Raw genomic sequence first — 13,735 nt, forward strand, 5'->3', positions numbered from 1 at the left:
TCGCTAAGCGGATTTGTCCCGGCGGCCGAAATCCGGCGCGGCCGTATCCTGCCCCTGCTCAACGATTGAGCGCCTGATGGCGCGCGTGCGGGCGAAGAAGTCGAAAAGCCCTTGCCCGTCGCCGCGGCGGATCATGCGCTGCAGCGCGCTCAGATCCTCGTTGAAGCGGCCGAGCATTTCGAGCACCGCCTCACGATTATTGAGGAAAATGTCGCGCCACATTGTGGGGTCGGAGGCGGCGATGCGCGTGAAGTCGCGAAACCCCGAGGCCGAGAATTTGATGACTTCGGATCGGGTCTGCTCGCCGAAATCCTCGGCCGTGCCGACGATGTTATAGGCGATGAGATGCGGCAGATGACTTGTGAGCGCCAGCACCTTGTCATGGTGATCGGCGCTCATCGCTTCGACCTTCGCGCCAATGCGCGTCCAGAACGCGCCGAGCGTCTCGACCGCCGCCGCATCCGCGTCTTCGGGTGGCGTCAAGAGACACCAACGGTTTTGAAAAAGCGTCGCAAAGCCGGCGTCGGGGCCGGAAAATTCCGTGCCCGCGATGGGATGCGCGGGGATGAAATGCACGCCCTCCGGCACATGCGGCGCAACCTGCGCGACGACGGCGCTCTTCACCGAGCCGACATCTGAGAGAATTGCGCCCGTCTCGAGAAATGGCGCGATCGATTGCGCGACGGTTTCGCAGACGCCGACAGGCGTGCAGATGATGACGAGATCGGCGCCCGCCAACGCCTTTGCGGGATCGCCGCTCGCTTCGTCCGCAATGCCGATTTCGCGCACCCGCGCCATCACCGCGTCGGAGGCGTCGAGGATCGCAATCTCGCGCGCGGCGCCATATTCCCGCGCGGCGCGGGCGATGGACGAGCCGATGAGGCCCGCGCCGACCAGCGCGACCCGTTGGACGATCGGTTCAGCCATTCGCGACGGCTTTCGCTTCCTGCATGAATTCCGCGAGCGCCGCGACGACGGCTTCGTTCGCCTCTTGAGGACCGATCGTGAGGCGCAGGAACTCGCCCATGCCATAGGCGCCGACGGCGCGCAGCACGAGGCCGCGCGCGGTGAGGAAACGGTCTGCGTCCGCCGCCGTGCGGCCGGGCGTCGTCGGGAAACGAATCGCGATGAAATTCGCGACGCTCGGCAGCACGTCCAGCCCCAAGGCCGATATCTCGCGCGCCAGCCAAGGCAGCCATTTCGAATTATGCGCGATCGCCGCTTGAACATGCGCTGCGTCGTCGATCGCGGCGATTCCGGCGGCGGAGGCCGCGCTCGACACGTTGAAGGGCGAGCGGATGCGATTCAGCGCGTCGATGACATGCGCGGGCCCATATCCCCAACCGAGACGCAGCCCCGCAAGCCCGTAGATCTTCGAGAAGGTGCGCGTCATCACCACATTGTCGTGCGCATCGACAAGCGCGACGCCAGCTTCATAATCCGCATTGGTCACATATTCCGCATAGGCGGCGTCGAGCACGAGCAGAGTCTGCGGCGGCAGGCTCCCGGCGAGCCGCGCGACTTCGGCGGCTGGCAGATAGCTGCCCGTTGGGTTGTTCGGATTGGCGAGGAAAACGATCTTCGTCTTCTCCGTAACGCAGGCCAGCAGCGCGTCGACGCTCGCAATGTAATTCGTCTCGGGCGCGACGACCGGAACGCCGCCGGCGGCGAGCGTCACGATCTTATATTCGAGGAAGCCGTATTGGCTGTAGATCGCTTCGTCGCCCGGGCCGATATAGGCGAGCGCGAGCAACTCCAGAATATTGTCGGACCCCGCGCCCATGATGATCCGCGCCGGATCGAGCCCGTGGCGCGCGCCGATCGCCTCGCGCAGTTTGCGCGAGGAGCCCTCGGGATAGATGGCGATTTCATGCGCCATGTCGCGCAGCGCCTCAATGGCGGCGGGCGACGGGCCGAGCGGCGTCTCATTGGCCGAAAGCTTGTAAACGCGGCCGGAGCCGGGCGCGGCGCTCTTACCGGGAACATAGGCGTCGATCGCCAGCAAGCCGGGGCGGGGAACGGGACGCATCATTCTATCTTAGCTCCTCGGCGCAAAGACGCCGCTGCGCGCTTCGGTGAGTTGGTAGCGTTCGGCATGGCTGCCGATCGGCTCCACCCTGGCGTCCGTGACGCCCGCCGCCGTCAGCTCCTGCGCGAAACGCGCGGCCTCCGTGCGGCCGGGCGCGGCGACCATCAGGGACAGACCGCCCGCATGGGGCGCGCTGGCGAGGATTTCGCCCTCCAGCCCCGAGACGACGGCGGGAATCGAATGCGACCATCGCGGCAGGTTGATCGCATAGAGCATGATGTCGCGCGAGGCCGCGTCGGCCGCGGGGCGCGCGACGATGAAGACCGGCAGTCCCGCCGGATGATCCGGCCGCTCGACGAAGGGCAGCCGCGCGATGATCTTGGGCGCGCTTTCGCCGATGAGACGCACCCACCATGCGCCGTCGGCGAGCGCCCCCGTCGCGCGCAACATGCCGAGATCGCCGCGAGACCCCGCGACCGCGTCGATCACCGCGCCGGCGCCGTGATGCGGAACGTAAGGCACGGTGAAGCCGAAATGAAACCGCGCGCTGTCGCGCATCTGCGCGTCGCCGCCGGAATCGTCGGCATGGACCGAGTAATTCGCCTGCACATAGGTGAAGGTCGAGACGATGACGCGCCAGACGCCCTCGACGGCGTCGACGGGCAGCAGGCCGCTATGGCGTTCGACCAGCGCGCGCATCATCTGCGCCTCGCGGTCCGGCCGGAAGGCGCAACCGCCGCCCTGCGCCCGCTTGACCGCGATCAGCCGGTCGATGATCTCGCCGCGCTGCATCAGCAGACGGTGCATGTCGAGATCGATGCGGTCGATCTCGCCGCGCAATTCGGCGAGATCGACGGCGAGGGTTGGCTGGGGCGTATCGCGCATGGCGCCTCTCTTAGGGCAGCAAAGCGCGAGAGTGAAGGGGGCGTTTGGGGCCCGGATGCGCGCGCCGCCGCCTCTCCGGCGGTCGGGTAGCGGTTCTCGACTTCCCGGAAAACGGGAAAGGCCTGATTTCCCTGGCGCTCGCGGCGACTTCATCACCCCCTTTGTCTACGCGGCCGCCTTGGTCGGCTGGGCCCCATGGGCTTTCTCCTGCGCGGGCGTGACAAGGTCGCTTCCGTCCCCTGGCGGCGGCGAGATAAATTGCGCGGCATTGATCAAGGGGAAACGACATGCGCCTGCTTCACGCCGCCACCGCCTCGCTCTTGCTTTTCGCCGCGACCGCCGCCCGCTCGGACGGCGTCGACCTCAAGGGCTTTCACGCCAAGGTGAAAGCCGAACTCGCGGAGCTCGGCCATCTCTCGGAGCTCAACGGCAAATACCGCATCCGCGTCACGGAGGTGACCATGGACCCGGGCGGCTACATGCATGCGCATCACCATCTCGGCCCCGGCCTGCGCTGCATGCAGTCGGGCGAGATGAAATATGAGATCGAGGGAAAGACGACGATCTACAAAGCCGGCGATTGCTTCACCGAGACAGGCGCCGTGACCCATGAATCGAGCGTCGTCGGCTCCGCGCCCGTCGTGCTGCTGAATTTCGAACTGCTCCCGGCGACGCTGCCGGAAGGCAAGGGCTCGATCACGCCCGTGCCGGAGGACCACCACCACGACAAATGATCAGGCGATCAGCGCTCCGGCCGCGGCCGCGCCGAGCAGGCAGAGATCGTGAAAAGCGAGGGCCGCGCGCGATGGGCGCGCGCCCTCATGGAGCAGCCGCAGCGCGCCGATATTGACGACGCCCCAGCCGACGCCGATCGCGATCAAACCGGCGGCGACGCCCGCAACCGACGCGCCTGAGTGAACCGCCGTCCATCCGGCGGCCAAGACGGCGAGGCCCGCGCCCAATGCGGCTGTCGGCGGAAAAAGCTCCGGCCTGCGCGCGGCGAGCGCGGACGGTCCATACATCGACAAGAGATGCCAACCCATGGCGCCGCCGATGAAGGCGGGCGTCGCCGCGCAGACGGCGAGAGTCAGCGGCCCGTGCAGCATGCCGGCCGACATGACGGACCAGGCGATCGCGCCAGCCGTCGTGGCGAGAAGAAAGCGCGCGTCGACGCGACATTTATTAGCGATGGCCGCGCCCGCGATCATATGCGGCATGCGAATGGAGAGCGCGAGCGCGCCGATATGAAGGCCGGAAGCGAGAAGAAGCGTCGCGCCCGGCGTCGCGGCGAGAGAGACCAAGAAAGGCGCGAACAGCGCCGCGCCCGCGCCGCCGGCGAGGACCACGAGCCCGTCGCGCGGCGCGCTCTGTGCGGCGATATGGCGATAGAACAGCGCAAAGCCCTGCGCGAGGCCGAGCCAGAAAGCGCCGAGACAGAGGCCGAAAAAATTGGCTTTTGCAATGGAGAACGCCGCCAGCGCGCCGCCCGCCGCGCCGAGCGACGCGCCGAGCCCGAAGGCCGCGCGCCGTCCGAAACCATCGACGAGCAGCGCCGCCGGAAAGCTCGCCAGCGCCGCCCCGACGAGCAGCAGCGCGAATGGCCAACCGACGCGCTCGATCGTCGGCGCCAACAGGCGGCTCTCCTCCGGCAACACGGTGAGCGCGAGCGCCTGCGCCAGTACGGCGAGGCCAAAGCCCATAGCGAGCGTCAGGCGATTGTCGGTGACGCCGGCGCGCGGAAGCGAGGCGGGACAGGCGCAGACGATCTGACCGGCGCGCATATCGACGCCGTCATCCCGCGACGCGCCTTTCGCCAGCAGGTCCGCAAATCCACGCTCCGTCCCAAGGCTCACTTATCTTTCTCCACATCGTCATCCATGAGCACGCGATGCGCGGCGCCGTCGAGATCCTCGAACTGGCCGCTTTTGAGCGACCAGAGGAATGCGGCGAGCGCGCCGAGCCCGAGAAGCAGCGCCAGCGGGATGAGGAACAGAAGGACGGTCATTCCGCGGCCTCCAGTTCAGGGGGCTCGCCCCTCCCGTAAAGAGACGGCGGCGGTGGGGCGGCCGCGTGAGGATCGGCCTTCGCCGTCGGCGCGCGCCCGGCGCGCAAGGCGTTCAACGTCACGAGAATCGACGATCCCGACATCGCCGCCGCCGCGATCAGCGGCGTGAGCCAGCCCGCCATGGCGAGCGGCACGGCGAAGACGTTGTAGATCACCGACAGCGCCAGATTTTCGCGCATCAGCGCGCGCGATTTGCGGGCGAGATCGAGCGTCGTGACGACCGGCGCGAGGCGCTCGCCGAGAAAGACGGCGTCGGCGGCGGCTTGCGTGATCTGCGTCGCGTCGATCGGCGAAATCGAAACATGGGCCGAAGCGAGCGCGGGCGCGTCGTTGAGTCCGTCGCCGACCATCAGAACCTTCCGGCCCTCGGCGCGCAAAGCGTCGAGTCGCGCGACTTTCTCCGCCGGTTTCAAGCCGCCGGACCATTGCTCGACACGAAGCGCGGCGGCGACCCGTTCGACCGCCTCGACGCGGTCGCCCGAGAGTATTTCGATCGCGAAGCCGCGCGCCTTCAGTTCCGCGATCGTTTCGACCGCATCGCTGCGCAAAGTCTGGCGCACCTTAAAGAGCGCGGTCGCATCGCCATGCCGGAAAGCGACGAGCGAGACCTCCGCGTCGAATGCGCCAAATTCGGCGGCCTGTCGCTCGAGACCGCAGAAGCGCGCGGCGCCGAGCCGCGCTTCGACGCCCTCGACCATGGCCGCGACGCCGAGGCCATGGTCCTCGCGCGCCTCCAGCGCCGCCGCATGCGGACGCTGCTGCGCCACGGCGCGCGCGAGCGGATGGCTGCTGGCGCGGGCGAGCCGCGCCGCGATGTCCATCACCTTCGCGTCAATCTCCGCAGCATTGACGACGCGCGGCTCGGGGGCGGTCAAGGTGCCCGTCTTGTCGAAGACGATCGTATCGGCTTCCGCCAGACGCTCGATGGCGTCGGCGCTGTTGAGCAAGACGCCTGCGCGAAAGAGCGCGCCGCTCGCCACGACCTGCACGGCGGGGACGGCCAGCGCCAGCGCGCAGGGGCAGGTGATGATGAGCACGCAGATCGCCGTGATCAGCGCGTCGTGCAGGCTCGCGCCGCGCCACATCCAGAAAAGCGCGGTGACGAGCGCCGCAAGATGCACCATGGGCGCATAGAGCCGCGAGACGCGATCCGCGAGGCGCACATAGCGCGAGCGCGCGTTCGTCGCCTTTTCCAGGAGGCGCTCAATGTCGTCGAGCAGCGTCGCGCCATTGGCGGCCTCGACGCGGATCGTGAGCGCGCCGTCGTAATTCAGGCTCCCGGCATAGACCTGCGCGCCAGCGGCGACGGCGCGCCGCCGCGTCTCGCCCGTAACGAGGCTTTCGTCGAGCTGCGAGGCGCCCGTCGCGACGACGCCGTCGACGGGCAAACGTTCGCCGGGCCGCACGAGCACAATGTCGCCGGGCGCGATTTTGGCGAGCGGCGCGAGAGTCTCGCCGCCGTCAGGCGACAGGCGGCAGGCGAGCGGCGCGCGCAACGCCGCGAGATTGGCCGCGACCGCGCGCGTCTTGCGGCGCATGGCGTGATCGAGAAAGCGGCCGAGCAGCAGGAAGGACAGGAGCATGGTCGCGCTGTCGAAATAAGCGTGCTCGGCATGCGTCAGCGTCTCATAGACCGACATTGCGAGCGCGAGCAGCACGCCGAGCGAGATCGGCACGTCCATGTTCAGTCGCCCGGCGCGCAGCGCCGCAAAGGCGCTCTTGAAGAATGGCTGGCCCGCAAAGGCCGCGGCCGGCAGCGCGATGAGCGCGGAGACGCCGTGAAACAGATCGCGCGTCGCCGGATCGATGTCGCCGCCGCCCTCGCCGACCCAGACGCCGACGGACAGCAGCATGATGTTCATCGCCGCAAAACCGGCGATGGCGAGGCAGCGCAGCAGCCAGCGCGACGTCTCGATCTCCGCGCGCTCGCTCTCCGCGAGTTCGAAAGGATGAAGCGTATAGCCCATGCGGCGCAGGCGCTCGAAAGCGGCGGCGAGGTCGAAGCGCGCGTCGCGCCATTCGAGCGCCAGGCGTCTGTCGGCGTAATTGACCCGCGCATGGTCGAGGCCGGGCAAATCGGCGAGACCCTGCTCGATTTCGCCAATGCAGGCGGCGCAGGTCATGCCGTCGACGGCCGCCTCGAAGCGACAGGCGCCGTCTTTGCCGTGCGTCACGAGCGATCCGAAATCGAAAGCGGCGGTCATGCGCGTTCCCTTTTTAACGCCTCTGTCGCGATAATCGGCCATCTGCCGATGAGCCGTAAACGCCCCTCCCCTTCACGGGAAGGGATTGTGCGCCCCCGCTCGAGCGCCGCCCTTCATTCAACCTCGATGCGACTGCGCGATCGGAACACTTCTTCGCCCCCGCGCGAAGCGGTGAGAACGAGATCGCGCTGGCCGGCGGGCGCCTTCACCTTGCCGGAGAACCGCCCCGGCGCGGTCTCGACGAGCGTCACGCGCAGATCCTTGGAGAGGTCGGCCGGCGCGGCGAGCAGCCCGCTCATTTCGACGCCCGTGATCTCCACGCCGTCGGCGTCGCGCGCCGTCACCCGGAATTCCGTTTCGCCGGTCGGCAGGCGCGTCACGCGCGCCTCGACCCTCCAGTCGCGCGCCGCCTGTTCGCGCGCGCGCGCAATATCCTGATTATAGGCGAGCCCCTTCTCGTAGGGATGTGGCGTGACTTCGCCCGAGAAAGTTTTGACGGCCTTATAGATCATCACGCCGTTGACGGCGCCGACGCAGAGGAAGAAGCCGACCATCATCGCCAGCACCTTCCAGCCGTTGAGCGGCTTGCCGCCCGCTTGATAGTCGGAGAAGCGCTCGCTTTCCGGCAGAGGTTTGCGCGTGCTCATGAACATGCTCATGTGTTGCCCTCACGGCCAGATGAAGACGTCCTTCACGACGACCGACGCGCCCGTCTCGGCGTCGGTCGCGGTGAAGAGAACGGGGGCCTGCCCCTTGCTGGAGGCCGCGCCGCGGGTCGAGAGGAGAACGCGCGCTTCGCGCGTTTGATCCGGCCCGACCTCGATCACGACCTTGCCCTTGCTGTCCGGCGCGACGCCCACAACCTCGGTCTGCGCGCCCGCTAGGCCCGATGCGTCAATGACGAAACGCCGGGTCTCCGGCTTCTTGTTGGCGAAGCGGATCGTATAGCCGTTGCGCGCGCCGCCGTCCTTGAGGCGCACGGTCAGCGGATTGCGGTCGTGCAGCACGTTCATATACATGTCGCCGCGCGTCGCGAGCGTAATCGACATGAAGCCGCCAATGGCGAGAATGAGCGCGGCGTAGAACACGGTCCGGACGCGGAACGTCTTGTAGATCGGCTCCTCGCCGCAGGCCCGCCGCTTGAGATTCATCTCGGTGTCGTAGGCGATCAGACGCGTCGGACGATGGATCTTCTCCATGACGCCGTCGCACGCGTCGATGCAGAGGCCGCACTGGATGCAGCCGAGCTGCGCGCCTTTACGGATGTCGACGCCCGTTGGACACACCGCGACGCATTGGCCGCAATCGACGCAATCGCCCGAAGGGAGATTGGCGGCGCGCGCGGCCGTCGCCTGCTTTAAGGACATGCGCGGCTCGCCGCGGTCGCGGCGATAGGTGACGTTCAGCGCATATTCGTCGGTGAGCGCCGCCTGGATGCGCGGCCACGGGCAGGCGTGCAGGCAAAGCTTCTCGCGCATCACGCCGGCGAAGACGTAAGTGGTGAAGGTGAGAATGCCGATCCAGAGATAGGCCTGGCCGACTCCGGGCTGAAAGGTCGCGAGGTCGTAAACCAGCGTCGGCGCGTCGCCGAAATAGAGCACCCAGGCGCCGCCCGTCCACCACGCGATGAGGATCCAGACGAAATGCTTGGCGAGCTTCTTGCGGATCTTGCCGGCCGTCCAGGGGCCTTCGTCGAGCTTCATGCGGTCGCGGGCGTCACCTTCGATCCAGCGCTCGGCGGTCATGTAGAAATCGGTCCACACGGTCTGCGGACACATATAGCCGCACCAGATGCGGCCCGCGACGGCGTTCATCAGAAACAATATGAGCGCCGCGAGGATCAGCAGGCCGGTGACGTAATAGACCTCCTGCGGCCAGATCTCGATGAAGAAGAAGTAGAAGCGCCGATGCGGGAAATCGACGAGCACGGCCTGGCTCGGCGCGTCGGGGCCGCGATGCCAGCGCACGAAGGGCAGGAAATAGTAGATCGCGAGCGTCGCGAATTGAATGCCCCATTTGATCCGGCGGAATTGTCCGTCGACCTTTTTATTGTAGACCTTGTGCGCGGCTTCGACGAAGGGTTCGTCGAGAAGCTGGTGTTGGGCGTCTGCGCTGGACATCTGACGAACTCGTTTCCTGCTTTGCGCATCATCGGGCGCGACTCCCTCTCCCGCTCGCGGGAGAGGGTGGCCCCCGCGTCAGCGGGGGTCGGGTGAGGGTCGCCCTCATCCGTCACGCCTTCGGCGCGACACCTTCTCCCGCAAGCGGGAGAAGGAGAAAGCGACTTTGTCGCTTACTGCCCGCCGCCCAGCGAATGCACATAGACGGCGAGCGCCTTGATCGTCGTGTCGTCGAGCCTGTCCTTCCATGCCGGCATGACGGCGCCGCCGCCATTGACGATGCGCGCGACGACGCTCGGCTTGTCGGAGCCGTAGAGCCACACCTGATCGTAAAGCGCGGGCGCGCCCATCTCGGGATTGCCCTTGCCCTCGACGCCGTGACACGCCGCGCAATTCTCGGCGTAAAGCTTCTCGCCTTCCGGCGTCGGCGCGTCGGAATCGGGCGTCTCGGCATAGGTGCGCACATGATCGGCGACGATCGAGATTTGCTCGGGCGTCAGAACGCCGTCGCGGCCGAAGGCCGGCATGGCGGAGGCGTGGGTCGCCTTGTCGGCGTCCCAACGCACGCCATGCTCGATCGTCTGCCTGATGTCGGCGAGCTTGCCGCCCCAGATCCAGTCGTCGTCGTTGAGATTGGCGTAGCCCCTGGCGCCCTGCCCGCCCGCGCCGTGGCAGGACGCGCAATTCGTCGCGAAAGCGACCTTGCCCACCATGCGCGCCGCCGCGAGAAGTTGCGGATCGGACTCGATCATGTCGAGCGGCGCGGCCTTGATCTTGTCGAGCACGGGGCCGCGCGTCGTCTGCAGATCCGCGACTTCGCTCGCAACCTGCGTGCGTGAGTTCCAGGCGAAGAGGCCCTGCGTTCCGCCGCCGGCCGTCGGCCAGGCCGGATACGCGATCGTGTAGCCGACGCCCCAGATCACCGTGAGCCAGAACGTCCACACCCACCAGCGCGGCAGCGGCGTGTTCAGCTCCTCGATGCCATCCCATTCATGGCCCGTGGTCGGCACGCCGCTCACCGGGTCGATTCTCGCTTTGCCTTTGTCGAACGTGTCGTCAGACATCGTCGTCATCCTCTCGGAAGGGAATTTGGGCGTCCTGTTCGAATTGCTTCCGGCGCGACGGCCAGAAGACGTAAGCGACGACGCCAAGGAAGATCAGGCCGAAGAAGATCAGTCCCCAGAAACCGGCGAAAGATCGCCAGCTTTCATAGACGGAAGCCGCTTCGACCGCTCGAGGGTTCATGAGGTCACCTGATGTTGGCCTTGTCGTCGTAGATCTTGAAATCCACGGAGACGCCGAGGTGCTGAAGATAGGCGACGAGCGCGTCCTCCTCCGTCACGCCGGATTTGGACGGCGAGTCGGCGGAGACCGCATTCGGATATCGCTTCTGCATCTCCGCGCCGCCCGGCGCGTCGGGCGAGGCCTGCGCGACGAGATCGGCCTGCGCGCTTTCCAACTGTTCGTCGGTGTAAGGCACGCCGACGATGCGCAGCGTCCGCATCTGCTCCTCCACATGCTCGGCCTTGAGCGGCGTCTGCGCGAGGAACGGATAGCCCGGCATGATGGAAGGCGGCACAACCGCGCGCGGATTGCGCAGATGATCGCGCTGCCAGTCGTTGGAATATTTGCCGCCGACCCGCGCAAGGTCAGGCCCCGTGCGCTTGGAGCCCCATTGGAACGGATGGTCGTACATGCTCTCGGCCGCGAGCGAGTAGTGACCGTAGCGCTCCACTTCGTCGCGCAGCGGACGGATCATCTGCGAATGGCAGGTGTAGCAGCCTTCGCGGACATAGATATTGTAGCCCGCAAGCTCCAGCGGCGAATAGGGACGCACGCCCTCCACCTTCTCGATCGTATTCTTCAAATAGAAGAGCGGGACGATCTCGACGATGCCGCCCACCGACACCATCAGCAGAATGCCGACGATGAGGATGATTGAGTTGGTTTCGAAGAATTTGTGGAAGCCCCCGGGAGAGGCGTGTTCGGTCGATTGAGTCATCTTCTTGTCCTCACTCGGCGGGCATGGGCGACGCGGCGACGTCCTGCGCGGGTTCGAGCGCGGGCGAGGCCAGGGTCCGCCAGATGTTGTAGACCATGATCAGCGCGCCGATGACGAAGAGCCCGCCGCCGATGGCGCGGATCACATATTCAGGATGCAGCGCCTCGGTCGTCTCCACGAAGGAATATTCGAGGAAGCCCTGCGGCGTGTAGGCGCGCCACATGAGGCCTTGCATGATGCCGGCGACCCACATCGAGGTGATGTAGAAGACGATGCCGATCGTCGAAATCCAGAAGTGCCAGTTCACCAGCTTCAGCGAATAGAGCTTGCGATTGAACACCCAGGGAATCAGGCAGTAGAGCGCGCCGAAGGAGACGAAAGCCACCCAGCCGAGCGAGCCCGAATGCACATGGCCGATGCCCCAATCGGTATAGTGGGAGAGCGAGTTCACCGCCTTCACCGACATCAGCGGGCCCTCGAAGGTCGACATGCCGTAAAAGGCGACCGACACGACGAGCATGCGCAAGACAGGGTCCGTCCGCAGCTTGTCCCAGGCGCCCGAGAGCGTCATCAGGCCGTTGATCATGCCGCCCCATGAGGGCATCCACAGCACGACCGAGAACACCATGCCGAGCGTTTGCGCCCAATCGGGCAACGCGGTGTAATGCAGGTGATGCGGGCCGGCCCAGATATAGAGGAAGATCAGCGACCAGAAATGCACGATGGAAAGCCGGTAGGAATAGATCGGCCGCCCCGTGCGCTTGGGGATGAAGTAATACATGATGCCGAGGAAGCCGGTGGTCAGGAAGAAGCCCACGGCGTTATGGCCGTACCACCACTGGATCATGGCGTCCTGCACGCCGGCCCAGACGATCACCGACTTCGGCGAGAAGATGGAGATCGGAATCTCGGTGTTGTTGCCGAGCACCAGCACCGCGATCGTCACGATGAAGGACAGATAGAACCAGTTCGCCACATAGATATGCGGCTCCGTCCGGCGCGCCAGCGTGAAGAGATAGATGAGGAGATACGTCACCCACACGATGACGAGCCAGAGGATCGCATACCATTCGGGCTCGGCATATTCATGCCCGCGCGTGACGCCGAGCAGATAGCCGGTGCCCGCGATGAGAATGAAGAAGTTGTAGCCGAGTATGACGAACCACGGCGCGAGGTCGCCCGCGATGCGGGCGCGGCTCGTGCGCTGCATGACGTAGAAGGACGTCGCCAGCAGCACATTGCCGCCGAAGGCGAAGATCACCGCCGACGTATGCAGCGGACGGAGGCGCCCGAAATTGATCCAGGGCAGATCGAAATTGAGCGCCGGATAAGCGAGCTCCAGCGCGATATAGAGGCCGACGACGAAGCCCGCGACGCCCCAGAACAAAGCGGCGATCGACGCGAATTTGATCGGCCCGTAATTATAGTTGGGCCGTCCGTCGATCGTCAGCGGGGCGGGCGCGGCGTCTCGCGCGCGATAGCGCAGGAAGATCGCGACGACGGCGCCGATGGAGCCCAGCGTGAAAAGCGCGGCGTGAAAGGCGTAAGCGGGGGTATAGGCCCTGGTCGCGATGAAGGCGGTCGCGATCGCCAGGGCGACGAAAATGGCGCTCAGCGACTTCTCGCCAAAGGTCATTTGTTTCGCGATAAGAGGGGGGCGCTCCATGACTATTTTCCTCTGGAGGTTTCCGCGGCGTTCTTGCGCATGCGAGACTCTCGGCGACGCCTAGAAAAGCGTGACAAAGTCTCATTACGCTCAGACTTGAGACACGCTGTGCATTGTACAGCGCAACAACCTCAGGAATTTGACGGGAATCAAGAAAGCCGACATTGCGGCGTTTCTGCGCGCAATTGTCACAGATCAAATAAATGGAACGCGGATCGCGCTAGGCGCCGCCTGCGTTTGAGTGCGCGTCGCCAAGATTTGCGACGAAGAAGCGACGCGCGGAAACAGGTCTTCGCGCGATTATGTCGCAGCTTTCCAAAGCGCCGACGCGCGCCTTCAGCAGGGATAGAATCGGTGATAGCCGAGAAAAAATCCCAGCGGTTCACTATGACGCAATCGCGCGAGCGGACGCATGAAGAGCTGTCCGCTGCCGGAATAGGGATAGCCGTAGTCGCAGGTCGGATCGACCGAGGGGACGTCGCTCGGCGTGGCGTTCGTGAGTTGCGCGGCGGCGGCGTAGAAGCGCCGGCCCTCGAAGCCGACGAGAACCCATTCGCGCCCGTCCTTCAGGACCTCGACCGAGCCGCCCGGAGCGACGGTGACGATGATCGGACGCCGGGCGCCGGGCTTCGCCCGCAGATCAACCGGTTCGCGCAGCGTCACGATCTGCGCCAGCGCGCCGCCGATCGGCGCCAAAAGAATGAAAACCGTCGTCAAAACGCGAATGAACCGCCGCATATCGTCTCCCCGGCCGCGCCCGGAAT

At 65.9% G+C, this 13,735-nt stretch carries 14 protein-coding genes; 1 reads left to right on the forward strand and 13 read right to left on the reverse strand.

Features of this window, described 5'->3' with window-relative positions; translation table 11 throughout:
* Window positions 1-3 precede the first annotated feature (3 nt).
* The 3 genes from MMG94_RS07250 to MMG94_RS07260 are packed head-to-tail and all read right to left on the reverse strand — an operon-like array spanning window position 4 to window position 2,914.
* Window positions 4-927: a prephenate/arogenate dehydrogenase family protein gene (locus MMG94_RS07250; RefSeq protein ID WP_016921985.1), complete on the reverse strand. Its 924-nt coding sequence runs from the start codon at window positions 925-927 to the stop codon at window positions 4-6.
* A complete protein-coding gene (gene hisC / locus MMG94_RS07255) occupies window positions 920-2,032 on the reverse strand; it encodes a histidinol-phosphate transaminase (protein ID WP_016921986.1) in 1,113 nt (370 codons plus the stop codon). Before hisC ends, MMG94_RS07250 begins: the two co-directional genes overlap by 8 nt.
* Window positions 2,033-2,038: 6 nt before the next feature.
* The gene (locus MMG94_RS07260) at window positions 2,039-2,914 is read right to left on the reverse strand and encodes a chorismate mutase (RefSeq protein ID WP_016921987.1); all 876 of its coding nucleotides are present in this window, start codon (window positions 2,912-2,914) and stop codon (window positions 2,039-2,041) included.
* A 287-nt stretch (window positions 2,915-3,201) separates the two neighbouring features.
* Between MMG94_RS07260 and MMG94_RS07265 the strand changes: the two genes are divergently transcribed.
* Complete coding sequence (locus tag MMG94_RS07265) at window positions 3,202-3,648, forward strand: cupin domain-containing protein (RefSeq protein ID WP_016921989.1); 447 nt, start codon at window positions 3,202-3,204, stop codon at window positions 3,646-3,648.
* On the opposite strand, the gene MMG94_RS07270 is transcribed toward MMG94_RS07265, so the two are convergent.
* The 10 genes from MMG94_RS07270 to MMG94_RS07315 all read right to left on the reverse strand — a co-directional run bounded on the left by MMG94_RS07270 (window position 3,649) and on the right by MMG94_RS07315 (window position 13,709).
* Complete coding sequence (locus tag MMG94_RS07270; RefSeq protein ID WP_016921990.1) at window positions 3,649-4,767, reverse strand: hypothetical protein; 1,119 nt, start codon at window positions 4,765-4,767, stop codon at window positions 3,649-3,651.
* Window positions 4,764-4,919 (reverse strand): cbb3-type cytochrome oxidase assembly protein CcoS, encoded by a 156-nt coding sequence (ccoS, locus tag MMG94_RS07275; RefSeq protein WP_016921991.1) that lies wholly within the window; start codon window positions 4,917-4,919, stop codon window positions 4,764-4,766. The genes MMG94_RS07270 and ccoS overlap by 4 nt, the downstream gene beginning before the upstream one ends.
* The gene (locus MMG94_RS07280) at window positions 4,916-7,183 is read right to left on the reverse strand and encodes a heavy metal translocating P-type ATPase (RefSeq protein WP_051001184.1); all 2,268 of its coding nucleotides are present in this window, start codon (window positions 7,181-7,183) and stop codon (window positions 4,916-4,918) included. Before MMG94_RS07280 ends, ccoS begins: the two co-directional genes overlap by 4 nt.
* Window positions 7,184-7,296: 113 nt before the next feature.
* Window positions 7,297-7,830: a FixH family protein gene (locus tag MMG94_RS07285; protein ID WP_157212460.1), complete on the reverse strand. Its 534-nt coding sequence runs from the start codon at window positions 7,828-7,830 to the stop codon at window positions 7,297-7,299.
* Between the two features lie 21 nt (window positions 7,831-7,851).
* On the reverse strand, window positions 7,852-9,303 hold the full coding sequence (gene ccoG / locus MMG94_RS07290; protein ID WP_016921994.1) for a cytochrome c oxidase accessory protein CcoG: 1,452 nt from the start codon (window positions 9,301-9,303) through the stop codon (window positions 7,852-7,854).
* A gap of 173 nt (window positions 9,304-9,476) precedes the next feature.
* Window positions 9,477-10,376 carry a cytochrome-c oxidase, cbb3-type subunit III gene (gene ccoP / locus MMG94_RS07295; RefSeq protein WP_016921890.1) on the reverse strand — a complete coding sequence of 300 codons (900 nt, stop codon included), beginning with the start codon at window positions 10,374-10,376 and terminating at the stop codon, window positions 9,477-9,479.
* Complete coding sequence (locus MMG94_RS07300; protein ID WP_016921889.1) at window positions 10,360-10,548, reverse strand: cbb3-type cytochrome c oxidase subunit 3; 189 nt, start codon at window positions 10,546-10,548, stop codon at window positions 10,360-10,362. Before MMG94_RS07300 ends, ccoP begins: the two co-directional genes overlap by 17 nt.
* A gap of 4 nt (window positions 10,549-10,552) precedes the next feature.
* The gene (ccoO, locus tag MMG94_RS07305; protein WP_016921888.1) at window positions 10,553-11,305 is read right to left on the reverse strand and encodes a cytochrome-c oxidase, cbb3-type subunit II; all 753 of its coding nucleotides are present in this window, start codon (window positions 11,303-11,305) and stop codon (window positions 10,553-10,555) included.
* 10 nt (window positions 11,306-11,315) lie between these two features.
* A complete protein-coding gene (ccoN, locus tag MMG94_RS07310; protein WP_020372489.1) occupies window positions 11,316-12,971 on the reverse strand; it encodes a cytochrome-c oxidase, cbb3-type subunit I in 1,656 nt (551 codons plus the stop codon).
* A 336-nt stretch (window positions 12,972-13,307) separates the two neighbouring features.
* Window positions 13,308-13,709, reverse strand: coding sequence for an SH3 domain-containing protein (locus tag MMG94_RS07315; RefSeq protein WP_016921885.1), 402 nt, complete (start codon window positions 13,707-13,709; stop codon window positions 13,308-13,310).
* Window positions 13,710-13,735 lie beyond the last annotated feature (26 nt).

Source organism: Methylocystis parvus OBBP, from assembly GCF_027571405.1.
GTDB classification, from domain to species: domain Bacteria; phylum Pseudomonadota; class Alphaproteobacteria; order Rhizobiales; family Beijerinckiaceae; genus Methylocystis; species Methylocystis parva.